Origin of the sequence: Steroidobacter flavus, assembly GCF_042651805.1 — a bacterium.
Taxonomy (GTDB): domain Bacteria; phylum Pseudomonadota; class Gammaproteobacteria; order Steroidobacterales; family Steroidobacteraceae; genus Steroidobacter; species Steroidobacter flavus.
On record NZ_JBHSDU010000003.1, the window covers coordinates 2505953 to 2522247 of the forward strand.

The window sequence follows — 16295 nt, forward strand, 5'->3', positions numbered from 1 at the left end:
CTAGCCGAAACTTTCCGTGGTGTAGAGCCACACCTGCATGTCGGGTGGCCAGAAGTCCGCCGGCCATCCGGCTTTCAACTTCAGATGACGAATGAAGTCGCGCGGGCTCGGCAGTTGCTCCCAGACCGCCGGTAGAAACGTGCTGCGTCTCGCGCCCGTCTGCAGAATCACACCATCGATGCCGGGGCGTAACACCTCCAGCAACTCCGCTTCACTCCGCACCTCACAACGTTCGGGCTCGCTCAGTACGGAGATCTCGATGCCCGTGTCGCTCCACTCGGCCGGCGTGAGTGCGGGGAATCGCGGATCGGCGAAGGCGGACGCATACGCGTTGTTCCAAACATCCAGATGCAGCGGACGCGTTGCTTCGATACTGCCGCAACAGCCGCGCAGGTCGTCGCCGACGCGCAACGTGACAAACGACGAGCCGAGTCGAGTCAAGCCTGCGTGCAGCGGCGGCCCGTCGTACGGTGCTCGTTCACCAGTGGGCAGGGACGCTTCAATCGATGTGCGTGCCAATGACAGCAACTCGGCGCGTTGCGCGGGGCTGAGACTCATGCCACCGACTCATGTAGCGCGAATGCGCCATAGCCCACCACTCGATTGCGATCGCCTGCGGTATCGCCGGAGTTGCAGCGGGCGATTTCTTCGATGCGGGCGTCTCGCTGCCGGGCGAGAAACGTGAGGCCATTGATGCCTATGCAACCGCAGGCTTGCTCACCGGTGAGTGTCGCGTCGTTACGCAGGATCGCAGTGCTCGTTTCCGCGTCGGCGCTGCGCGCCTCGTCGTAAGGCAAGTAATGACTGAGATCGGAACTCACCAGCACCAGCGTTTCCTCGTCGCCCCAAACGTCCGCGAGCGCAGCGGCCACGGCCGGCGGCGAGGCCGAGCCCAGCGCGACGGGTAGCAGCGTGAAATCATCGAACATCATTTGTAAGAACGGCAGCTGCACCTCCAGGCTATGCTCGCTCGCATGAGGCGAATCGGATTCGACGACGTGCTCTTGTTCGAGCACGCGTGCCTTGAGTTCGCGATCCACGGGCACCATACCTAACGGCGTCTGAAAGACTTCGGCCGAGGGCACGGCCATACCGCGCAGGTAGACGCGATGGCTGGGGCCGATGAGCACGATGCGACGGATTTGCCTACGTCGATGTGCGACGTGCGAGTACGCCGCGGCAGCGATGACGCCTGAATAGATATATCCCGCATGCGGCACGATCAGAGCTTTCGGCACTGGGCCTGCGACGGTAGGTGCTTGTGCTAAATACTCCGATACCACATCGCGCAGCTGTTCCGGATCGCCCGGATAAAACAGTCCGGCGACGGCGGGCGGTCGAACCTTCGTGCTCACTGCGTTTCCCACCGAGGGTTGAGGGGCGATAATGTGTATACGCCGGTCCCGACTACGATGAAAGCTCATCCCACCACCCATTGGCATGCTCTGGAGGATGGACGCGTTCAGTGCGACGTCTGTCCCCGTGAATGCCGCATGCATGAAGGTCAGCGCGGCCTTTGTTTCGTGCGCGGCGTCGAAGGCGGCGAGGTCAAGCTCTACACCTATGGCCGCTCGAGCGGTTTCTGTGTCGATCCCATCGAGAAAAAGCCGCTGAATCATTTCCTGCCAGGCACGTCGGTGCTGTCGTTCGGCACCGCCGGCTGCAACCTCGCCTGCAAGTTCTGTCAGAACTGGGACATGAGCAAGTCGCGCGAGATGGACACGCTCGCGGATCGAGCCACGCCGGAGATGCTGGCCGCCTCCGCCAAGCAACTCGGATGTTCCAGCGTCGCCTACACGTACAACGATCCGGTCGTGTTCATGGAATACGCGATGGACGTCGCTGACGCGTGCCGCGAAGCCGGCGTGAAGAGCGTGGCGGTGACGGCGGGCTACATGAGTCCCACGCCACGCGCCGAGTTCTACAAACACATGGACGCCGCGAACGTCGACCTCAAAGGATTCACCGAACGCTTTTATAAGAAGATCTGCGGTGCCGAGTTGGCGCCGGTGCTCGAGACGCTCGAGTATCTGAAGCATGAAACGTCGGTGTGGTTCGAGATCACCACGCTGCTGATTCCCGACGAGAACGACTCGGACACCGAGCTGGACCAGATGACCCGCTGGGTCATGGACAAGCTCGGTCCTGATGTGCCGCTGCACTTCACCGCGTTCCATCCGGATTGGAAGATGATGGACAAGTCGCATACACCGGCCGCGACTTTGACCCGTGCAAGAAACATTGCACGGGCGAATGGACTGCACTACGTCTACACCGGCAACGTGCACGATCCCGCCGGCGCGAGCACCTACTGCGTTGGCTGCGGCAAGCGCGTGATCGAGCGCGACTGGTACGAGCTGGGCGAGTGGCGGCTCGATGTCGGCGGCAAATGTTTGCACTGTGGCATGCAGCTGCCCGGCGTATTCAAAGGGGCGGCCGGTAAGTGGGGCGCGAAACGCATGCCCGTGCGCCTGGCCGCGATGGCTCGCTGAAGAAATAAAAAGCCCGCCGATGTTGTCATCGGCGGGCCCCCATGGTGCTTCCGGTCGCTCTAGACCGTCCTTTCGAACCTATCCTCAGAAGCGCCATTGTCCGGTCAGCCACAGGGCGTTCGAATCTTCGGCGCGATCGAGCTCGATCTTCTCGTACTCGAGCTTGGCGTGCAGACGATCGAAGAAGGTCGCACCGACACCGACGCCATACATCACATCCTCGCCACTATCGCTCCGATTCAGCTCCGGATCGTCGATGTCGCCGGAGAGTTTCAGATCGTAGATGTAGTAGCCGAGCTTGGCGGAAAGTTCCACGGGACCCAGTGGCAGGGTACCGATGATCGAAGGGGCAAAGCCTGAGAGCTGAGCGCGGAACTTTCCGTGATCGCCGGCGCTGCTGGTGAAATCGTCTTCCGGTCCGCCGAAATCGACATACGCTGCCTGCAGCGAAATGTATGGATTCAGGCGCCAGCCGATGAATGCCTGCCAGGCCGTGTCATCGTCGTCCAGCGTGCGCAGCGCATCGTCGAATGTATCGAGCCCCTCAACCTCGATGTTGAATTGACCGACGCCGCCGCCGATGTAAAAACCTTCATCGTTCTCAGGCGCCGCGTAAGCAGCCCCGGAACTCAATGCCAACACCGTCGCCGCGATAATTGCGCGATTCATGCACACACTCCGTTTTGCAACTACTGTGTGCCAAACGCTTGTTTGCTGCGGCAGTTCCCTGATGCGCGTGCGCTACTGGCCAAACACCCAGCGTATCAATTCTGCATGAACGGCTTCTCCCGATCCTCCCTGCGCCCCGGGATGATTGACCATGATCACCACGACATAAGTTTTTCCCGAGGCGGCGTTGACGAAACCCGCGAGCGCGCTGACGTTGTCGAGATGGCCGGTCTTCAAACGAATGCGTCCTTGCATGCCGGGCGATTTGAACCGATTGCGTAAAGTTCCATCGGTCGCGGACAACGGCAGCGACGCGGCGAACTCCGGCATGAACGGGCTGTGCCACGCCATATCCAACATTTCGCCGAGACCGCGTGCGGTCACTCGCTCGGCGCGCGATAAGCCGGAGCCGTTGTCGAGCACGAAGCCCGGCATGTTGATGCCACGATTCGTCAGCCACAATCTAACGGCATTGCGACCGCTCTCGACCGTGGCAGGAGGACCATACTTCTCCGCGCCGAGCGTCAGCATCAGATGCCGCGCCATGACGTTGTTGGAATATTTGTTCACCAGTCGGATGATCTCGGCGAGCGACATCGACTCGTGCTCATAGATCAGCTTCGCGCTGGCAGGCAACGGCTCTATCCGCATCTCGCCGTCCATCGCGCCGCCGGATTGAGTCCACAAGGTGCGGAACGTGCCGTACGCATAGTCGGGCGCCGTCATGATGGCGCGGCCGATGGTGTAAGTGCCGCAGGACGTTGGCAACGTGCCGCCGACCACGACGGTGTTCGGATGATCGATGGGATCGGGCGTGCTGAAGGTGACGCCGGAGGTGTAGCACTTGCCGCCCACCAGTCGCACTTGATTCTGCAAGTCGAGGTTGACGGGCAGAGGATTGACCAGGATCAGCGGCCGTCCGCGCTGCTCGTTGGTGATGAGCGTGAAGCGCGACGTTTGAAAGTTCACCATCAACGCATCGGGCAACACGTTGTAGCTGCGGAACGGTTGCGAGTCGAACTCGCCGCGAGTGCCTTCGGCGGGCGCGAAGTAGCTGCGATCGACGACGAAGTCGCCGGTGATCTTGGCCAGCCCCTGCTCGCGCAGGCTCTGCACGAAGCGCCACCAGTGCTCCGAGGTCATGTACGGATCGCCGCCGCCGACCACGAACAGATCGCCGTTCAACACGCCGTTGGCCAGGGCGCCATTGGCGTAGGCGCGCGTCTTCCAGGTGTAGCTCGGGCCCAGCGAGTCCAGCGCTACATAGGTGGTCAGTACCTTGATCACCGAGGCCGGGCTGCGGGGCTGGTTGTCGTTGATCCCGAGCACCACCTCGTTGGTGTTGGCGTCGCGCACATAGATGCTGACACCTTTGGCCGGGATGCCGACGTTATTCATGACACGCAGAACCGCCGGCGGCAGCTGCGAGTCGCGGGCCAGCGCGAGCGGGTGAAATACAACGGCGACGAGCGCGGCCAGCGCGACGAGAGGTTTGAGCATCGGCGGCGAGTATACTTCGCGCTCCCTCGGCGGTGACTTACGGGCTTCGACGATGCGGCGATTGTGGAATACCTTTCTGAAAGGCCTGGCGGCGGTGCTGCCGCTGGCGCTCACCGTCTACGTCGTGTTCTGGCTGGCCTCGGCCGCCGAGTCGGTGCTGGGCGGCCCGCTGCGCGCCCTGTTGCCGGAGGATCGCTATTGGCCGGGGCTCGGGCTGCTGGCCGCCTTCCTGCTGATCCTGATCGTCGGCTTGCTGGTCGACGCATACATCGTGCGGCGGCTGTTTCGCTACGGCGAATCGATCCTGGCGCGCATCCCCATCGTCAAGACCATTTTCGGCGCCTTCAAGGACTTCAGCCGCTTCCTGCCGGCCGGCGGCAAAGGCCGCGACCTGAAGCGCGTCGTGCTGTGGCGCTTCGGCACCGCGCAGCTGATCGGCTTCGTCACCGAGGAACAGCTCAACCCGAAGCTGTTCGGCCCCAACGAGGATCTGGTCGCGGTGTACTTTCCCATGAGTTATCAGATCGGCGGCTACACCTTGTATCTGAACAAGGACGAGCTGCGCGAGACCGAGCTGTCGGTGGAAGAGGCCATGCGCCTGGTGCTCATCGGCGGCGTGACGAGTCAGCCGGCCGCAGGAAACGGATAGGGCCCTGTCATGGTTTGCAGCTAGGCTGGGCGAATGCTCATCGGTGACATCCCGGTCCGCACGCCGTTTCCCTGGCAGGTGCTGCTGGACTACTACTCACATCGTCTCACGCCCACGTTCGAATCCGTCGAGGGTGGGCGCTATCAGCGCCTGGTCGGCAAGCGGACCGTCACGGTTGAGTACGAGGCCAGGCCGTCTCGATTGATCGTGAGCGCGACCGGGCGGGTCAACGCCGATGAAACATTGGCGGCGGCGTCGAGGTTGTTCGACGTCGAACATGACCACGAGCTGATTCATCAGCATTTGCATCGCTCGAAGCCGCTCAAGCAACGCCTCGCCAATTTGCCCGGCATGCGGCCGCTGGGCGCGTGGTCGCCGTTCGAGCTTTGCATTCGAACCATTCTCGGACAACAAGTGACGGTCGCCGCCGCGGGCACGCTGATGCGACGCCTGGTGGAACGATGTGACTCGATCACGCCGGAGTGTGTGGTCGCGGCGGATGTTTCCAACATGGGCATGCCCGGCAAGCGGGCGGCAGCGTTGCAATCGTTCGCGCAGGCGCTCGTCGATGGACGAGTGGATTTCTCGCAGTCCTGGGCGCAAGTGGATGCGGCGTTACAAGCATTGCCGGGCTTCGGGCCGTGGACGCGCTCGTATCTGGCGATTCGTTTGGGCCGCGATCGGGATGCGTTTCCCGCGTCCGATATCGGATTGATCCGTGCCGCGAAGGTGGAAACGCCCGCCGAGCTGCTCAAGCTGGCTGAAGCGTGGCGGCCGATGCGGGCCTACGCGGCCATCTATCTGTGGGCGGTCGCTCCCTGAGTCGACCGGCGAAACTTTGCTGGGCAGGATGCCCGAATGCCGGGGGCGCAGGGACGCGCAGGACCGGCCTGCAAGGGGCTGCAGTAAAAACGCCCTGAAACAGCTCATCCCCGGCCTTGCGCGTGCTGTGTTTGTGATGGCGCTCTCGACCTGCCAAATCCTGGCCGGTACCTGCCAATTCTTGTCACCTGCGCACTGTCACACGAACTGTGGCGGGTTTAACAATTTCACACTCTGCCTCGCGCGCATTGAATCGGACTACTGTTACGATTTCGTCATTCACTCCGTAACAGGACTCCGAGCGACGGTCTGGTCGTGTCCGACGCCAACTTTCGACAAATACGCGTGTTGCATCTGGTGAGCGCCGGCGGCGTCGCCAGCGCCTTGCAGCCTTCGCTGTTCATGCCGCTGCTGACGCGCTTGCCTCGGCAGCGCGTGAAGGCGCAGGTCGCGTGTCTGTCTCCCGGTGCCGTGCCTTCTGCTGTGCTTCGTCAGAACGGCGTGCCCACGTTCGATCTGGCGCTGTCGCGCAAACGTTTCTCGCCGAAAGCGTTCCAGGAGCTGGTGCAGTCCACGCGTAACTTCCGCCCGGACGTGATTCAGGCGTGGGGCCACACGGCGCAAGTGATATCGACGCTGCTTCGTAAGCGTTGCGAGTGGAAGCCGCGCCTGGTGTGGAGCGTGTCCGATACGACGCCGCTCGCGAAGAACGCAGGCTTCATCGATAAGCAGAAACTCAAGTACGCCGCCAAATTTTCCACGCGCGCCGATCGGATCGTTTATGCGTCTGAGTCCGGGGCTTCTCAACATCGCCGCGTCGGCTTCCCGGATGGCGGTCATGAAACCGTTCCGCCGGGCGTGGATGCGACGCGCTTCAAACCGGATTTCGCCGCCCGCCGCAAGCTGCGCGAAGAGCTGAGCCTGCCGGGCGAAGCGTTCGTGGTTGGCATGGTCGCACCGTTCCAGGCCGAATCCGACCATACGACGTTGATCCGGGCGATCGGCGAGTTGATCAAGACGAATCCAAACATTGCGCTGGTGCTCGCGGGGCACGGCGTGCAGAAGGGCAATGCGCCGTTGATGGCGCTGGTCGGCGGCGGTGCGCTGTCGACTCGCGTACATCTGCTCGGCGAATGGTCCGATATCAACGGTTTGTATAACGCCTGCGACGTCGTTTGCTCCAGCGCGGTCAACGATCAGGCGCGCATGAATGTCGTCATGGCGATGCTGTGCGGTGTGCCCGTGGTTGCTACCGGCATCGGCGCTCAAGGTGAATTGATCGGCCAGCATGGTGTCGCGATCGAGCCGGGCAGCCCGGCGGCCTTCATCAAAGGCATCACTCGCGTCATGCAGCTGACGCCTGAGAAGCGGACTCATATGGCGCAGGGTGCGCGCAAACACGCGCTGGCCAACTATGTGTACGTGCGCTCGCTGCAGAAATATTTGCAGCTCTATTACGATTTGATCGGCCGGCAGTCGCTGGTCACCAAGGATCTGCCCGCACCGGAGATCGATGCGGCGCTGACCGTGCCGCCGGCGTTGCCGACCGAAGCGGAAATGAATGCCAGCAAGCGCAAGCCGATCACCGTTGTCGACTTGTCCGATCCGGATTCGCTGGAATCCCGGGTGACTGAGCGCCAGCCGGAAGAATTGCCCAAGTGGCGTCTCGAGCAGGAACAGGAACGCGCCAAGCGCGAGGCCGAGGTCGAGGCGAAGGTCGCCGCGAGCCAGTCCGTCGGTGACGTGTTGGAAGTGTTCGAGAGCCAGCGCGTCAAGGCGCTCAGCTCCGAGTCGCCGATGACCGAGCGGGCGCGCGGCGTGGCTGACGATTCGGAAGAGTTGTTGTCACAAGAGTTATTGGAAGTCGAGGCGCCTCCGCCGCCACCGCGTGTTTCTAATGCGCCTTCAGGTGCGAAGAAGTCTACGCCGTCCCCGGCGCAGGCCGCGCCTCAGCCGGATGCGGCGAAACAGGCTGCGCTGAAAGCTGCGCGCATGGCCGCGCTTCAACCAATTGCCCCAGCCCCGCGGCCCACGGCTGCGCCGAAGGCTGCGTCCGCCGTGACCCGACCGCCCGTGTCGACCACGCGCCCGCCCGCGACGGCTTCGACTACGCAACCACCGGTGTCCGCGCCTGCGACGCGTTCGCCCGCGACGAGTTCGATTACACAACCGCCGGTATCCGCGCCTGCGACGCGTCCGCCCGCGACGACTTCGACTACGCAACCGCCGGTGTCGACGCCTCTGACTCGTCCGCCCGCGACAGTCCCGGCTTCTGCTGATCCCGCGACCTTGCTTGAGCCCGCGACCTTGCTTGAGCCGGCGACGTTGCTTGAGCCCGCGACCTTGCTTGAGTCCGCGACGTTGCTGGAGTCCCTGCCGCTCTCGGTTGATGCCGTGTTGTCGAAGCCGACTTCGCCCGAGGCCGCGGTATCGACTGCACCCGAAGCCGCAGTATCGATGCCACCCGCTGTCGCGAAGGCCGCAGCCAAAGCGGATCTCGCCGGCACGCAGCCGCTCGAATCGTTGCCGGAAGGCACGCAGGCAGGTCTGGCTGCGTTAAAAATTCCCGAGGCCGTCGATGTTTCCTCGACGACCGCAAAACGGAAAGTCGACCTCAGCAGCACACAGCCGCTAGGCACATTGGCCGAGGATCTGGCCAAGGCCGCGCTGTCCGGCAAGGACCTCGCGGATGTTGCCAAGGCAGCGCCCAAACCGGCAGTTTCTGACATCTACCTTGCCAAGTCAGCGGCTTCCAAGCCCGCGGCTTCTAGTATCGACATCGCCAAGTCCGGTGCTACCAGCATCGACATCGCCAAGTCCGGTGCTACCGGCATCGACCTTGCCAAGCCCGATGTTTCCAAGATCGCTGCTTCCAACATCGAGGCGGCCAGTTCGGCGGCTTCCAAACGCGAGGCTTCCAGCATCGACATTGCCAAGCCCGTTGCTACCAAGTCCGGTGCTCCCAGCATCGACCTTGCCAAGCTCGATGTTTCCAAGCCCACTGCTTCTAACAGCGTCCCTGCCAAGTCCGATGCTTTCAAGCTCGCGGCTTCCGACATCGACCTTGGTAAGTCCGATGTTTTCAAGCCCGCAGCTTCCAAGATCGACCTGGCCAAGCCCGATGTTTCCAAGATCGATGTGTCCAATCTGGACTTCGACTTGGAGGCCTTCATGTCGCCGGCCGATTCCAAGCCGGCTGTCTCGCCAGCTCCGGCGGTGAAGGCGACGGTCGATGTGCCTCAGTCCAAGGCGGTATCGGCGAGCAGCGAGCCGAAAGAGCAGCCGATTGCGAACGGCAGCATGACTGAATTCGGCGAGCTGACGTTGCTCGCGACAGGCGAGTGGCAGGCCATGCAGCGCACGGACACCGCAAAGCCTGAAACGAAGGCGAAGGCTGAACCGGCCAAGTCGGCTAAGCCCGCCAAGCCCGATGAGCTCAGCGACACTCAAACCCTGTCGCTGATCTCCAAGCCGGCACCTGAAGCGGACGAGCTAGCGTTGCTGCCCGAGCCTCAGGTCGAACCGAAGCGCGCGGCGAACGGCGAGTAACGCTACTTCGTCTTCGCGAGCGACGAAGCGTCCTTTGCAAGCTGCTCAATCGCAGCCCAATCTCCCGCCCGAATCTTATCCGTCGGCGCAACCCACGACCCACCGACGCACGCCACATTCGGCAGGGCTAAAAACTCCGGGGCCGTTGCACGAGAAATGCCGCCGGTCGGGCAGAACACGACTTCAGGGAACGGCGCGCCGAGCGCCTTCAGCATCGCGACGCCCCCGGCCTGCTGGGCAGGAAACAATTTGAACGTGTCATAGCCCCAACCCAAGCCGGCCAACAATTCCGTCGGCGTCATGATCCCGGGCAGCATCGGGAACGAGGCCGCACGCGCGGCCGAGGCCATCTCTGCAGTCAGTCCGGGGCTCACACCGAACTGCGCACCTGCATTTCCGGCCGTCACGAAATCGCCCGGACGAGCGAGCGTCCCCACGCCCACCACCGCATCCGGCACAGATTTACGCATCGCCTCAATCGCAGGCAAAGCCGCCGGCGTACGCAAAGTGACTTCCAACACGCGCAGACCGCCAGCGCTGAGCGCACGGGCGAGCGGCACGGCGTGATCGATGTGCTCGATGGTGAGCACGGGAATAACAGGAGCGAGCGCGAGAATGGAGCGAATGTTCATGAGAAAAGAAGTGACTGATGACTGGTGACTAATGAATGGTCAGAGGGCGCCTGCGTCAAGTTCCGCCGTAAACGGAAGCCGCGCCGGCCTCGGCGTCGCCGGCCACTGCCCGGAACGTAGCAAACAATTCCCGGCCCATGCCGAAACCGTTGTGACTCAAATCCGGCTTGGGCACGACCCGACTGCGCAGCACCGCTTCGGACACCTTCACTTCGAGGACGCCGGTGTAGCTGTCCAGAAGAATGATATCGCCGTCCTGCACTTTTTCGAGCGGCCCGCCGGCGAGACATTCCGGTGTCATATGAATCGCCGCCGGCACGGCGCCGGATGCACCGGACATGCGGCCGTCCGTCACGAGCGCGACTTTAAAGCCTTTGCTCTGCAGAGACGTGAGCGTCGGCGTCAGCTGATGCAGCTCCGGCATGCCATTGGCGCGCGGGCCCTGATAACGAACCACGACCACGCAATCGCGTGCCAGCTCGCCGGCCTTGAACGCTTTGATCACATCTTCCTGATCGTTGAAGACGCGCGCAGGCGCTTCGACGACGCGATGCTGAGGCTGGATCGCCGAGGTCTTGATCACGCCGCGCCCCAGATTTCCACGCAACACCTTCAGTCCGCCATCCGCGCCGAAGGGATCGGTGATCGGCCGCAGCACTTCGCGGTCGCCGCTGTGTTCGGGCGCGGGCCGCCATTGCAGGCCGTCCGGAGACAGCCACGGCTCGCGCGTATAAGCCTCGAGGCCCTGACCGACCACGGTGATCGTGTCCTGATGTAACAACCCCGAGCTGATCAATTCGCGAATCAGGAAGCCGATGCCGCCGGCGGCATGGAAGTGATTCACGTCGGCGGCGCCGTTCGGATAAATCCGCGCCAGCAACGGCACGATCTCGGACAGCTCGCTGAAATCGTCCCAATTGATATTGATGCCGGCAGCGCGTGCCATGGCCACCAGGTGCAATGTATGGTTGGTCGAGCCGCCGGTCGCGAGCAGGCCGACGATCGCATTCACGATCGCTCGCTCATCGACAGTCTCGCTCAACGGCAGATACTCATCCCCCAGCGCCGTGATCTGCGCGGCACGTCGAGCGGCGGCGCTCGTGAGCGCGTCGCGCAGCGGAGTGTTCGGAGTGACGAAGGCCGCGCCCGGCAGGTGCAGGCCCATCACTTCCATCAGCACTTGATTGCTGTTGGCTGTGCCATAGAACGTGCACGTGCCTTGCGAGTGATAACTCTGCGCTTCCGATTCGAGCAGCGCGTCGCGACCAACCTTACCTTCCGCGAACAGTTGTCGAATGCGCGCCTTTTCTTTGTTCGGAATGCCCGAGGTCATCGGACCGCCCGGCACGAAGATCGTGGGCAGGTGACCGAAGGTCAGCGCGCCCATCAACAAGCCCGGCACGATCTTGTCGCACACGCCGAGACACAGCGTGGCATCGAACATGTTGTGAGAAAGCGCGATCGCCGTGCTCATCGCGATCACGTCACGACTGAACAGTGACAGCTCCATGCCCGGCTGCCCTTGCGTGACACCGTCACACATTGCGGGCACGCCGCCGGCAAACTGAGCCACCGCACCGACTTCGCGCGCGGCCAGCTTGATCAGCTCCGGATAGCGCTCCAGCGGCCGGTGCGCCGACAGCATGTCGTTATAAGAGGAAACGATAGCTAAATTAGGCCAACGGGCGACGCGCAGTTTGTCTTTGTCCTGCGCGTCCATGGCGGCGAAGCCATGCGCCAGATTGGTACAAGACAAGCCGGCGCGCGTCGGTTTATCTCTACGCTGCGCTTCGCGCATGCGCTCCAGATAGGCACTTCGGGTGGGCTGGCTGCGCTCGCGAATCCTCTCGGTTACGGCGCGCACGCGTTCATGCAGGGGTGCGCTGGTCTTCATGTGTACTCAATACCCACGTGCGGACAAATCATCGGCGTCGGCTCGATCATGTGGGCCATTCTAGCGTCTCGCGCGGCGCATCGCCTCGGGACTCACGCTATCATCCGTGCTCCACTTTGGAATCCCCGACCGCTCACCGAAACAAATGTCCACCGAATGTCTCGCCATTTGTTTGCGGGTGTCACTGTAGGACGCTAAGTTAGCGGGCGCGATTGAGGATTTCCTGCAAGGCGTCAGTATTCATGCAACCCCTTCCGACTTTCGATCTGGTCTTGTTCGGCGGCACCGGCGACCTCGCCATGCGCAAGCTGTTGCCCGCTCTGTATCGCCGTAAGGCGTCCGGTTACCTGTCTCCCAAATCCCGCGTGCTCGGCGTGGCGCGCAGTGAGCTGTCGCGCGATGAGTATCTTGCGCAAGTCCAGGCCAGCTGCCAGACCCACCTCGGCAAGGATTACGACGAGAAACGCTGGGCAGAATTTTCACAACACGTGGACTATCTGAAGGTCGACGCCTCGTCCCCCGAGGACTTTGCCGGCCTGAAGAAAAAGCTCGAAGGTTGTGAAGATCACGGCCGTGCGTTCTTCCTGTCGGTCGCGCCGGATTTGTTTGCGCCGATTTGCGAAGGGCTCGCGACCTATCAATTGGTGACGCCGAATTCGCGCGTCGTGCTGGAAAAGCCGCTCGGTCACGATCGCGCGTCCTCGGCGCAGATCAATGAGCGCGTCGGCCGGATCTTCAGTGAGCAGCAGATCTTCCGTATCGACCACTATCTCGGTAAGGAGACAGTGCAGAACCTGCTGGCACTGCGTTTCGGTAATACGCTGTTCGAGCCGCTGTGGCGTCGAGGCCGCGTGAAGCACGTGCAGATCACGGTCGCCGAAGAGCTCGGCGTCGAGCGTCGCGCCGGCTTCTATGACGAGACCGGCGCGTTGCGCGACATGGTTCAAAACCATCTCCTGCAACTGCTGTGCATTATCGCGATGGAGCCGCCGGCCACGTCCGATCCGGACGCGATGCGCGATGAAAAGCTCAAAGTGTTACGCGCGTTGCGGCCGCTGAAAGGTCGCGATGTTCTGCAGAAAACGGTGCGCGGCCAATACAAGGCCGGTGCCGCCGGCGGCAAGCCGGTGGTCGGTTATCTCGATGAAAAGGACGTGCCGGAGAACAGCCGGACCGAAACGTTCGTGGCCTTGCGCGTCGATATCGATTCGTGGCGCTGGGTCGGCGTGCCGTTCTATCTGCGCACCGGCAAACGGCTGCAGGAAAAGCTGTCCGAGATCGTGGTGACGTTCGAGGACGTGCCGTTGTCGATCTACGAGCGGCCGGACACGCCGCAGGCGCTGAACCGCCTGGTGATACAGCTGCAGCCGGATGAAAGCATCGAGCTCACCGTGCTGGCGAAGTTCCCCGGCGAGGTCATGCGGCTGCGCCCGGTCAATCTGAGCCTGGATTTCTCCGAGACCTTCAAGGCGCCGCGCCTGGACGCCTATGAGCGCCTGCTGACCGATGTGTTGAAGGGCAATCTGACCCTGTTCATGCGTCGTGACGAGCTGGATGCCGCCTGGCAGTGGGTCGATCCCATCCGCGAGGCCTGGGACCAGTCTGACGAGGCGCCGAAAACGTATACCGCCGGCAGCTGGGGCCCGGCCGCGGCCAGCGCGCTGCTGGGTCGGGATGGCTTCGCCTGGCGTAACGAGCTGTAATACGAGGTACTAGCAGCCGCAGTGAGAACTCCATGAGCTGGGTGCACGAACACCGCTTTCCCGACTCGCTGGCCTTGGCGCACGCGCTGTCGGGCGAGATCAAGGTCGATCTCGAGGAGGCCATCCAGGAGCGGGGCGCGGCCAGTCTGGTGGTCTCTGGCGGGCGCACGCCGACCAAGCTGTTCGAGCAGCTGCGCGCCGAGAAGCTGGACTGGTCCAAGGTTTGGATCACGCTGGCGGATGAGCGCTGGGTGGAGACCGCCAACCCTGCGAGCAACGAAAAACTGGTGCGGGAAACCCTGCTGACCGGCCCGGCCGCGGCGGCGCATTTCGTGGGATTGAAGAATCCGGCGCCGGCGCCCGAGGCGGGTGCCGATTGGGCCACTCGCGCGTTAACCCGGGTGCCGCACCCGTTCGACGTGGTGCTGCTGGGCATGGGCGATGATGGTCACACCGCGTCGCTGTTCCCCGGCTCACTGGCGCTGGGCAAGGCGCTGGACCGCTCGGCGCAGCCGGGCTGCGTGGCCATCAACTCGCTGACGGCGCCGCATGCGCGGCTGAGCTTGAATTTGTCGGCGCTGCTGGACTCGCGCCGTATCATTTTGCATATCGAGGGGGAGTCGAAGTGGCAGGTTTATCAGCGCGCGAAAGCGGCGGGGCCAGTGGCCGAGTTGCCAGTGCGCTCGGTGCTTCAGCAGAAGGAAGTGCCCATGGACGTGTACTGGGCGCCGTGAAGAGCCGCACATGAGTCGCACAGCTCTTCCTCCGCGCATGATCGCGGACATCGGTGGCACTAACGCACGCTTCGCGTTGCTCGACGGCCTGGATCGTCGTGACGAGATCGTGCTTGCCTGCGCCGACTATCCCGATCTGGTCTCGGCCGCCGAGGAATATCTCAAACGGGTGGGCGCCAAGGTCAACGGCCGTCCGCTCGAAGCCGCGATTGCGATCGCGGGCCCGGTCACTGGCGACATCATTCGCATGACCAATCATGTGTGGCAGTTCTCCGCCGCGCATACCAGACAACAACTGCAACTGCGACGTCTCATTGTCTTGAATGACTTCACTGCGCTCGCCATGGCCGTGCGCCATTTGAAGGGCAGCGACCTCGATCAGATCGGCGGCGGCAAAGCGCAACCGAACGCGCCGATTGCAGTCATCGGTCCGGGCACGGGCCTGGGTGTTTCAGGGTTGATTCCATCCGGCCAGCACTGGATCCCGCTGCAAGGCGAGGGCGGTCATGTGACATTGTCCGTGATGAACGAGCGTGAGCTCGCGGTGCTTCAGCAGCTCCAGCAGCGTTTCTCACATGTCTCGGCGGAGCGCGTGATTTCCGGGCCGGGATTGGTGACGTTGTACGACGCGCTGTGCGGTGTCGAAGGGGTGATTCCTGAAGTGCTCACACCGCCTGAGATCACCAAGCGTGCGCAGGAAGGAACTTGTCGATTGTGTTTTGAAACAGTCAGCATGTTTTGCGCTCTGCTCGGCACGATGGCCGGCAACCTCGTGCTCACCCTCGGTGCACTCGGCGGTGCTTATATCGGTGGCGGCATCGCGCCGGGATTGGGGCCGATGTTCACCAGCTCGCGCTTCCGCGATCGCTTCGAAGACAAGGGTCGCTTCACCGATTACGTTTCGCGCGTGCCGACGTATGTCATACGCGCTGAACTACCGGCGCTGCTGGGTCTGGCCAGCGCGTTCACCGACCCGGGGCCGCGTCTGGAAGCCGACTGAATCCCTGGCACACTCATTGCAACGCAGTAGGTATCGGAACATCGGTTCCTCCTACTAAACGAAGTGAGCGTGCATAGTGCGTGTGCTCGTCATCGCTGAATCCGCGGATCGTGCGGAGATCCTGAGGTCGGGAGTGCAGTTGGCCGGTCATGAGCTGACCGAAGTGCTGCCCCTCGATAGTGCTTTGTCGCCCGCGCTGGAACGGGGCAAACCCGACGTGCTGCTGCTGGAGGCGCGCTCGCCGTCGGTGGATCTATTGGATCGTTTGATCGACGCCATGGGCCCGAGCGCCGTGCCCTTCGCGGTATTCGCGGCCGACGCCTCGTCGCAGACCATTGAAAATGGCGTGCGCGCCGGCGCCGCGGCCTATGTGGTCGACGGTCTTGAAGCGGCGCGCGTTCCCGCCATTCTCCAAGTCACCCTCGCGCGCTTCGACTACATCGCCGGTCTGCGCAGCGAGCTGGGTCTCGCCCAGCAGAAGCTGGCTGAACGGAAGTTCGTGGAGCGCGCCAAGGGACTGCTGATGAAGGCGCGCAATCTGAGCGAAGACGAGGCGTATCACACGCTCCGGCGCATGGCGATGGAGCGCAACCGGCGGATGGGCGACGTGGCCAAGTCGGTCATCGAAATGGCCGAGCTGTTGAACTGATT

14 protein-coding genes are annotated in these 16295 nt (G+C 62.8%); 8 read left to right on the plus strand and 6 right to left on the minus strand.

Annotated features, from left to right (window positions below):
* Window positions 1–558: an AmmeMemoRadiSam system protein A gene (amrA, locus tag ACFPN2_RS16455; protein WP_380598377.1), complete on the minus strand. Its 558-nt coding sequence runs from the start codon at window positions 556–558 to the stop codon at window positions 1–3.
* A complete protein-coding gene (gene amrB / locus ACFPN2_RS16460) occupies window positions 555–1355 on the minus strand; it encodes an AmmeMemoRadiSam system protein B (RefSeq protein ID WP_380598379.1) in 801 nt (266 codons plus the stop codon). Before amrB ends, amrA begins: the two co-directional genes overlap by 4 nt.
* Before the next feature lie 57 nt (window positions 1356–1412).
* Between amrB and amrS the strand changes: the two genes are divergently transcribed.
* A complete protein-coding gene (amrS, locus tag ACFPN2_RS16465; RefSeq protein WP_380598381.1) occupies window positions 1413–2492 on the plus strand; it encodes an AmmeMemoRadiSam system radical SAM enzyme in 1080 nt (359 codons plus the stop codon).
* An 84-nt stretch (window positions 2493–2576) separates the two neighbouring features.
* Here the strand turns inward: amrS and ACFPN2_RS16470 are convergent, their stop codons facing one another.
* A complete protein-coding gene (locus tag ACFPN2_RS16470) occupies window positions 2577–3161 on the minus strand; it encodes an outer membrane beta-barrel protein (RefSeq protein WP_380598383.1) in 585 nt (194 codons plus the stop codon).
* 72 nt (window positions 3162–3233) lie between these two features.
* A complete protein-coding gene (gene dacB / locus ACFPN2_RS16475; protein WP_380598385.1) occupies window positions 3234–4661 on the minus strand; it encodes a D-alanyl-D-alanine carboxypeptidase/D-alanyl-D-alanine endopeptidase in 1428 nt (475 codons plus the stop codon).
* A 52-nt stretch (window positions 4662–4713) separates the two neighbouring features.
* Here dacB and ACFPN2_RS16480 point away from each other — a divergent pair, with 52 nt between their 5' ends.
* From ACFPN2_RS16480 to ACFPN2_RS16490, 3 genes are all read left to right on the plus strand, one after another.
* Window positions 4714–5310: a DUF502 domain-containing protein gene (locus ACFPN2_RS16480; RefSeq protein WP_380598387.1), complete on the plus strand. Its 597-nt coding sequence runs from the start codon at window positions 4714–4716 to the stop codon at window positions 5308–5310.
* Between the two features lie 33 nt (window positions 5311–5343).
* The gene (locus ACFPN2_RS16485; protein WP_380598389.1) at window positions 5344–6132 is read left to right on the plus strand and encodes a DNA-3-methyladenine glycosylase family protein; all 789 of its coding nucleotides are present in this window, start codon (window positions 5344–5346) and stop codon (window positions 6130–6132) included.
* A 315-nt stretch (window positions 6133–6447) separates the two neighbouring features.
* Entirely contained in the window at window positions 6448–9681 is a 3234-nt protein-coding gene (locus ACFPN2_RS16490) for a glycosyltransferase (protein ID WP_380598391.1), read from the plus strand.
* A gap of 2 nt (window positions 9682–9683) precedes the next feature.
* Here the strand turns inward: ACFPN2_RS16490 and eda are convergent, their stop codons facing one another.
* Both eda and edd read right to left on the minus strand, forming a co-directional pair.
* Window positions 9684–10313, minus strand: a complete 630-nt coding sequence (gene eda, locus ACFPN2_RS16495) for a bifunctional 4-hydroxy-2-oxoglutarate aldolase/2-dehydro-3-deoxy-phosphogluconate aldolase (RefSeq protein ID WP_380598393.1) — start codon at window positions 10311–10313, stop codon at window positions 9684–9686.
* 55 nt (window positions 10314–10368) lie between these two features.
* Complete coding sequence (gene edd / locus ACFPN2_RS16500; protein ID WP_380598395.1) at window positions 10369–12207, minus strand: phosphogluconate dehydratase; 1839 nt, start codon at window positions 12205–12207, stop codon at window positions 10369–10371.
* Between the two features lie 242 nt (window positions 12208–12449).
* On the opposite strand from edd, the gene zwf reads away from it, so the two are divergent.
* From zwf to ACFPN2_RS16520, 4 genes are all read left to right on the plus strand, one after another.
* Window positions 12450–13910, plus strand: coding sequence for a glucose-6-phosphate dehydrogenase (gene zwf / locus ACFPN2_RS16505; RefSeq protein WP_380598397.1), 1461 nt, complete (start codon window positions 12450–12452; stop codon window positions 13908–13910).
* Between the two features lie 32 nt (window positions 13911–13942).
* On the plus strand, window positions 13943–14644 hold the full coding sequence (gene pgl, locus ACFPN2_RS16510; protein ID WP_380598399.1) for a 6-phosphogluconolactonase: 702 nt from the start codon (window positions 13943–13945) through the stop codon (window positions 14642–14644).
* A 10-nt stretch (window positions 14645–14654) separates the two neighbouring features.
* The gene (locus ACFPN2_RS16515) at window positions 14655–15644 is read left to right on the plus strand and encodes a glucokinase (RefSeq protein ID WP_380598401.1); all 990 of its coding nucleotides are present in this window, start codon (window positions 14655–14657) and stop codon (window positions 15642–15644) included.
* Between the two features lie 76 nt (window positions 15645–15720).
* The gene (locus ACFPN2_RS16520) at window positions 15721–16293 is read left to right on the plus strand and encodes an ANTAR domain-containing response regulator (protein WP_380598403.1); all 573 of its coding nucleotides are present in this window, start codon (window positions 15721–15723) and stop codon (window positions 16291–16293) included.
* Window positions 16294–16295: the final 2 nt, after the last annotated feature.